Annotated in this window: 6 protein-coding genes; 1 reads left to right on the forward strand and 5 read right to left on the reverse strand. The window is 63.7% G+C overall.

Annotated elements, in window-relative coordinates:
* Window positions 1-5: 5 nt before the first annotated feature.
* From QF015_RS18315 to QF015_RS18330, 4 genes are all read right to left on the reverse strand, one after another.
* On the reverse strand, window positions 6-1,058 hold the full coding sequence (locus QF015_RS18315; protein ID WP_429390364.1) for a LacI family DNA-binding transcriptional regulator: 1,053 nt from the start codon (window positions 1,056-1,058) through the stop codon (window positions 6-8).
* A gap of 70 nt (window positions 1,059-1,128) precedes the next feature.
* Window positions 1,129-2,787, reverse strand: coding sequence for a sugar ABC transporter substrate-binding protein (locus QF015_RS18320; protein ID WP_429390365.1), 1,659 nt, complete (start codon window positions 2,785-2,787; stop codon window positions 1,129-1,131).
* Between the two features lie 70 nt (window positions 2,788-2,857).
* A complete protein-coding gene (locus tag QF015_RS18325) occupies window positions 2,858-3,781 on the reverse strand; it encodes a carbohydrate ABC transporter permease (RefSeq protein ID WP_310201444.1) in 924 nt (307 codons plus the stop codon).
* Window positions 3,782-3,823: 42 nt separating this feature from the next.
* Window positions 3,824-4,858: an ABC transporter permease gene (locus tag QF015_RS18330; RefSeq protein WP_310201446.1), complete on the reverse strand. Its 1,035-nt coding sequence runs from the start codon at window positions 4,856-4,858 to the stop codon at window positions 3,824-3,826.
* A 194-nt stretch (window positions 4,859-5,052) separates the two neighbouring features.
* Between QF015_RS18330 and QF015_RS18335 the strand changes: the two genes are divergently transcribed.
* A complete protein-coding gene (locus tag QF015_RS18335; RefSeq protein WP_429390366.1) occupies window positions 5,053-6,039 on the forward strand; it encodes a formylglycine-generating enzyme family protein in 987 nt (328 codons plus the stop codon).
* On the opposite strand, the gene QF015_RS18340 is transcribed toward QF015_RS18335, so the two are convergent.
* Window positions 6,036-6,596 (reverse strand): DUF5666 domain-containing protein, encoded by a 561-nt coding sequence (locus QF015_RS18340; RefSeq protein WP_429390367.1) that lies wholly within the window; start codon window positions 6,594-6,596, stop codon window positions 6,036-6,038. The genes QF015_RS18335 and QF015_RS18340 overlap by 4 nt on opposite strands.
* Window positions 6,597-6,752 lie beyond the last annotated feature (156 nt).

Below are 6,752 nucleotides of genomic sequence, written 5' to 3' on the forward strand. Positions count from 1 at the left end.
GTTTCCTAGTAAAGTTTGGTTGCGGCGCTGCGGTGCGGCGCCGATTCACGCACGAACAAGTGCCACGGGAAGTCGAGGACGCCGGGATCCTCCGCCGCGCTGGTGCCGACGGGGCCTGTCGCCCGCCGCAGCAGGAGCCGGGCAAGTTTGTCGAAGAAATCCACCGGACCGACGGTGCTCAGCGAGGGTGACATCCGCTCACCCTCCACGGTGTTGCCCACACCGATGATGTCCACGTCAGTCCCCACAGCAAGACCCAGGCGCTGGGCGGCGTTGATCGCGGCGACGGCGGCGTAATCCGTGGTGGCGTAGATCGCCGTAGGCCGGTCCGGAAGGCTGAGCACCCGGGTTGCCGCGGCGTAGGCGCCGGCGCTGGTGCCGTCGAACAATCCCACGTAGTCCTTCCGTTCCGGAATACCGGCGTTCGAAAGGGCTTCGGCATAGGCCCGGTACCGGGTGCCACCGGAGGTCCCGGCCGCCGTTGCCGGCGTCAGGCAAGCCACCCTGCGATGGCCGTGCAGCAAATGCTCCACGGCCATGCGGCAGCCTGGCCCGGCAATGGAACGGATGACATCGAAGCCGTCCGCTGTCACTTCTTCGTCGAATACCACCAGGGTGGTCCCGTGCTCTGCGAGCTTGCGCAGGGCCTCCCGCTGGTCAGGACGGACGGCGTCCACGAACACGGCGTCGGCGTTGTGTGTGCCGAGCACTTTGACCCAGTCTGCGTCACCCAGGATCATCGGCGTTATGCCCAACGGAGCCGCAGCCTTCTGTACGGCCTCGATGACGGACAAGGACCACGGATCGGAGAGCATGGTCAGCGACAGGATGACCGTATTGGTGCGGCCTGTCCGGATGGCCCGCGCCGCCTGGTTGGGGCGGTAGCCAAGCCGTTCGGCAGCCGCCTTGACCTTTTCCGCCGTCGGATCCGAGACCCCGGGGCCGCCATCGCCACGGCGACCGGACAACACGTAGGAAACCGTGGCCGTGGAAACTCCCGCCAGTTCGGCCACCATACGTATGGTGGGCCGGACTCCGGTGGTGCTTGCTTTTGCCATGGTTCCCCCTGCTGATGATCTTCGTGGTGCGCGTTGGTTCGTCTTGGGTCGGTTCGTTGTTGGTCTGAGGCTAGCTCCTGAAGACCGGAGCGTTGGGGTCCAACGCGGCCTGGTACTCATCGCGCATCTTGTCGCCGCCTTCGCTCTTCCAGCGCTTCACCGCATCCTTGAGCTCAGCGATCTTGGCGCGGCCCGTAATGATGTCCACTACCTTGTCGCGCAACTGCTTGGTGATCTTGGCGCCAACTTTGGCGTTGGTGTCCGAGTAGGAACCGTTGGTGGGGTTGCGCCACGCGAATTCCAGGAGCTTCTCTTCCTGCTGGCTGACGTAGCGGGTGTCGTCGTCGAAGCCCGGGTTGAAGATGACGTTTTCGGGGCTGGACATGATGTTCAGCGCCGAAACCAAGCCGGGTGCGTTGGTGGTGCCCGTTTCGGTGCGCGCCGGGTTTCCGGAGGCGTCGACGGTGTAGTCCTCGCCCAACTGACCGAAGTTCTTCTGCATGTACTCCACCGTGCCGAACGGTGCTGAGAGGTAGTTGATAAGCGAGAGCAACTCGCGGATCTTCCCTTCTTCGGCCTTCTTGAACGGCGTGAAGCCCACGGTTCCATAGCCCATGTCGTAGACGGGCTTGACCTTGCCGTCGGCACTGAACGGGATCAGGACGTCAAACTGGGCGGTCTTGTTCAACGCACGGTAGCTGCGGATATCGTGGGGGCCCACCACTACCTGGGCGGCCACGCTGCCGTTGGCCACGCGCGAACGGATATCGGTTGCCTTGGAGTCCGGGTAGAACACACCGGCGGCAAACATCTTGGCGGTGAACTCCACGCCGGCCATGTATTCATCGGTTTCGTAGAGGTGAGTCAGGGTGCGGTCCTTGTTCACGGCCCAGCTGTTCGGGGCGCCAAACCATTCGGTGACCATATGGAGGGCGTTGATGTAGGCCGGTTCCAGCGCGTACTGCTGGTCGCCCGGGCGGGTCAACTCTTTGGCCTTCTCCAGGAATTCGTCGGCGCTGGACGCCTCGAAGCCACCCACCTTGGCCCACATATCGTGGTTGCCAAGGTACACCTGGCCGAACGGGGTACTCGGGATGGGTGCGCCCCAGATCTTGCCGTTCACGACGGCGGTCTTCCAGGAATCGGGCTTCAGTGCGGCCAGGTTGGGGTACTCAAGGACGGCGTCGCCGGAGAGGTACGGCGTCAGGTCCTGGAACTTGGCCTCAAGCATGGGTCCGACGTTGGGGATTCCCTGGTTCGGCGGCACCCACATCATGTCCGGGAGATCGTTGCTGGCCAGGACGGTGGCGAACTTGGCCGGGTATCCGTCGCCAATGTCTTCGGCGATCTGCAGCTCCAGGTCGCCGCCGAGCTTGGCGTTGAGCCGCTGCCAGAAGGGGTTGTCCTTCAGGCCGGGGCTCATGGTGTCGAAAGTTTCGGTCAGGCCGGTCACCTTGCCCTTGAGCGGCGGCGTCTTCACGGACTGCACGGCGGTGGGCAGCTTGAAGTAGCCGGCTTGGAGGCCCTTGGCGTTGCCCGCAATGTCCGGGGTGACGCCGGTGAATTCCTTGTACGTGGGCAACTTGACCGACGCGGAGGCAGCGGCGCCTCCGTTGTTCGCGGCTCCGCCACCACCGCAGGCGGACAAGCCTGCAGCGGTCACGGCCAAGCCAGCGAGGCCAAGGAAACCGCGGCGGCTGAATCCAGCCTGAGAGGTAGTGCTTGTCATGGCATAACCCTTTCTGGTTATTTGCATTTCTCTGAGGTTTGAGTGCGTTGGGTTTTCCGGACTTCGGGGGCTAGCCCTTGACGGCTCCGGTGATGACGCCCTTGGCAAAGTGCTTCTGGAGGAACGGGTAGACCATCAGGATGGGGACCAGTGCCACCACGACGACGGCCATCTGGATGGATTGCGGTGGCGGGGTGGTGGTGATTCCCAGCTGGTCCGCAGCGCCACTTCCCTGGACCACGAAGTTGCGGAGCAGCAATTGGATGGGCCACTTGCTGTGGTCGTTGATGTAGAGCAGGGCGTTGAAGAAGGAGTTCCAGAAACCAACGGCGTAGAACAGTCCGACGACGGCGATCACGGCTTTGGACAGCGGCATCACGATGCGCCACAGGATTTGCCAGTCGTTGGCGCCATCGATCCTGGCACTTTCGATGAGCTCCCCTGGGATGTTCATGAAGAACGATCGCATCACCACGAAGTTGAAGGCTCCGAAGATGCCGGGAAGGATCAAGGACCACAGGGAGTCCAACAGGCCCAGCTGGCGGATCATGAGGAACGACGGGATCAGGCCAGGCGCAAAGAGGAGCGTGAACAGGACTGCGAGGATCACCGGGCGGCCAAAGAGCACGGTGCGGCTGGTCGCGTAGGCCATGGTGATCGTCACGAACAGCGCCAGGATGGTGCCTACCGCGGTGACCAGCATGCTCACGCCGAGAGACTGCAGGACCATGGGGCCCTTGAAGATGGTGGCGTAGGCCTCCAACGTGGGGCGCTCGGGCCAGAGAACGAAGCCTCCGGCCTTGACCAGTTGTTCGGTGTCAGCCAGGGACGTTGAGACCACCAGCAGGATGGGCGTAAGGATGGACAAGCTGAAGACGATCAGTACGACGGCTTTGACCGTTTGATACAGGGCGGAAGGCTTCTCCTTCCACACCGGGCGCTTGGGGTTGTAGCTCAGCTCCCGGGGTTTCCTGGTGAAAAGTGTTGTTGCCATGGGGTTCTCCTTGTGCGGCAGGCGCGCGGGTCGGCGTGGCTTTCAGCGCACTTGTTTTGCGAAGATTCCGTCTTCGCCGAAGCGGTGGGCAAGTTTGTTGGCGCCGTAGATCAGCAGGGCGCTGACCACGCCCTTGGCGAGGCCGGCTGCGGCACCCGAGCTCCAGCCGCCTCCTACTACGCCGGTGTAGTAGGTGAAGGTGTCCAGCACTTCCGCGGCTCCGGCGCCGACGGCATCACGCTGCAGGATGAATTGCTCAAAGCCGACCGAGAGGATGTCGCCGATGCGCAGGATCAGCAGGAGCACGATCACGGGCCTCAGACCGGGGAGGGTGATATGCCACATCCGGCGCCAGCGTCCGGCACCGTCAGCCGCCGCAGCTTCGTAGAGGGAGGCGTCAATGCTGGCAAGGGCTGCCAGGAAGATGATCATCGCCCAGCCGGCGTCCTTCCAGATCATCTGGACGACCACCATGACCGGGAAGGTCTCCGGGTTGGTCATGAAGGGAATGGGGTCCATACCCCAGTCACGGAGCAGGTTGTTGACGAAACCTGCACCGCCCAACATCTGCTGGAAGAACGCGATCACCAGCACCCAGGAAAGGAAGTGGGGCAGGTAGGCGATGCTCTGGAAGATCCGCCGGACCCGGGTGCTGATCAGTGAATCCACAATCAGCGCCAGCACCAGCGGCACGGGGAACAGGAAGACCAGCTGCCAGGCGGCCAGGTACAAGGTGTTCCAAAAAGCGTGGATGAAGTCCGGATTTCCGAACAGATCCACAAAGTTCTGCCAGCCCACCCACAGGCTGTCTCCGATGCCCAGGTAAGGCTGGTAGTCCTGGAACGCAATGACGTTGCCCAGGATGGGGATGTAGAAGAAGAGCAGCAGGAAGGCCACGCCCGGCACCATCATGAGGAGCATCTGCTTGTCGCGCCGCAGACGGGACCGGAAACTCTGCTGTGGGGGCTTGCTCCGCTTGCGCTTCTTCGGACGGGATCCTGCGGCATTCCCACCCGCCAGGGCCGGGACCCGGCGGGCTTCGGGCAATGCCGGAGCCTGTTCCGTCGTCGAGTTCATGCTGTCTCCTCAAGTACCGAGCCGGAACCACTACTGTGATTCAAGCCACGCTCGTTAACCGTTTAACAAACCATAAGTGACGGATATCTCTTTTGCAAGATGATGATTGAAACTCGGACTAGAAATCAGTTTTCATCATTATCTGCGGATCATGCCGACGGTAGGATGGAGGAAAAACCGGCTGGAAGGTTGATATGGCTGACTGCTGCAGCCCAGGACCGCGACCGTTGGCCCCGCCCACGGCGAACGTCACCGTGAAGGCGGGCACCGCCGTCGAACCGTCCACGAAGGCCGCATCACGGGGCACCGGGAAAAACGACGTCGTGATTCCCGCTGGCACCTTTTCGATGGGTGATCCGTTCGGCGAAGGCTACGAAGCTGACGGCGAGTCCCCCGTGCACCAGGTTTCCCTCCATGAATTCCGCATCAGCGCCACCACGGTGACCACTGCGGAGTTCGCGGCGTTTGTCGACGCCACCGGACACCGCACCGAGTCCGAAGCTTTCGGAACGTCCGCGGTGTTCCACCTTGCCGTCAAGGCGAGGCCGGAAGACATCCTGAACCGGGTCACCGACGTCCCGTGGTGGCTCAACGTCCGCGGAGCAGACTGGGCGCACCCCGCAGGACCCCTCTCCCACTGGAGCGACCTTCCGGACCACCCGGTGACCCACGTGTCCCACAACGACGCCCTGGCATACTGCGCGTGGGCGGGCCGCCGTCTGCCCACGGAAGCCGAATGGGAGTACGCAGCCCGCGGCGGGTTGCCCGGGAAGCGCTACCCCTGGGGCAATGAACTCCACAACGATGCTCCGGGCGCCGCGGCGCACCACTGCAACATCTGGCAAGGCGAGTTCCCTACCCGCAACACGGTGGACGACGGCTTTCCCACCACCGCGCCTGCCAGGTCATTCCGCGCAAATGGCTACGGGCTCTATCAGACCAGCGGAAACGTCTGGGAATGGTGCAGCGACTGGTTCCTGCCCAAGTACTACAAGACGTGCCTCGCGGCCGGAACCGTGGCGGACCCGCAAGGGCCCACGATTGGCCGCGGAAGGGTGATGCGGGGCGGCTCGTACCTCTGCCACGAGTCCTACTGCAACCGCTACCGCCTCGCAGCACGCAGTTCGAACACGCCGGACTCGGCCAGCGGCAACCTGGGCTTCAGGACTGTGGCGCTCTAATTACGGGGGCCGTGTCCGTGCTTGGGTCCGTGGCCCTTGAGGCCGGCAGCCAACTCGCCGGCTACCACCCTGGTGGCCGTGACGGTATCGCCGTCCTTCGTGCCGCTGATGCGCACCGTGTCGCCGGTCCTAAGGTCGGCAGCCGTCGCCGACGGCAGTGTGGGCTTGCCCCTGCCGTTCCGGAGATCCGAGAGGTCAGCCGGGACCCTGGCGATCCGAGTCTCTGCATTGATCGAATACCGCTGGGTGAATCCGTCGTCGCTCTTCACCGTCACGTCTGAAGCACTGGCCGACTCAATGGTTCCAGCCTGCGTGACAACGGTGCGGTACGTCCCGTCCGCCTGCTTCACCACGTGCTCGCCATGAATGGGCTGCCCGCGGCCCTCGGCGGACTTGGCCGGCCCGGAAGCGGAGGGGCTGGGTGAAGAAGACGAGCCCGACGGCGAAGGGCTGGGTTGGGTGCCCGCCCACACAGCGGCGGCACCGCCGCCGGTCAGCGCTACGGCAATCCCGCCGGCAAGAAGGGCCTTGCGAAGGCCCGGTGAGAGTGTGGCCATGCATCCATTGTGCGCCCCACACAACGAAAAGCAGCCCGCAGTTGTGGGGGGTTTGTATTGCGTGAAAAACACCCCCACAGCGGGGGGCGGGGGGGGGTGGGGGGGGGCGTTTACCGCGACGCCCCGCGTCTGCAGGCTTGGTTGACCGCCACGCCC

It is taken from the genome of Paenarthrobacter sp. TE4293 (genome assembly GCF_050435325.1).
Lineage (GTDB): Bacteria > Actinomycetota > Actinomycetes > Actinomycetales > Micrococcaceae > Arthrobacter > Arthrobacter nitroguajacolicus_C.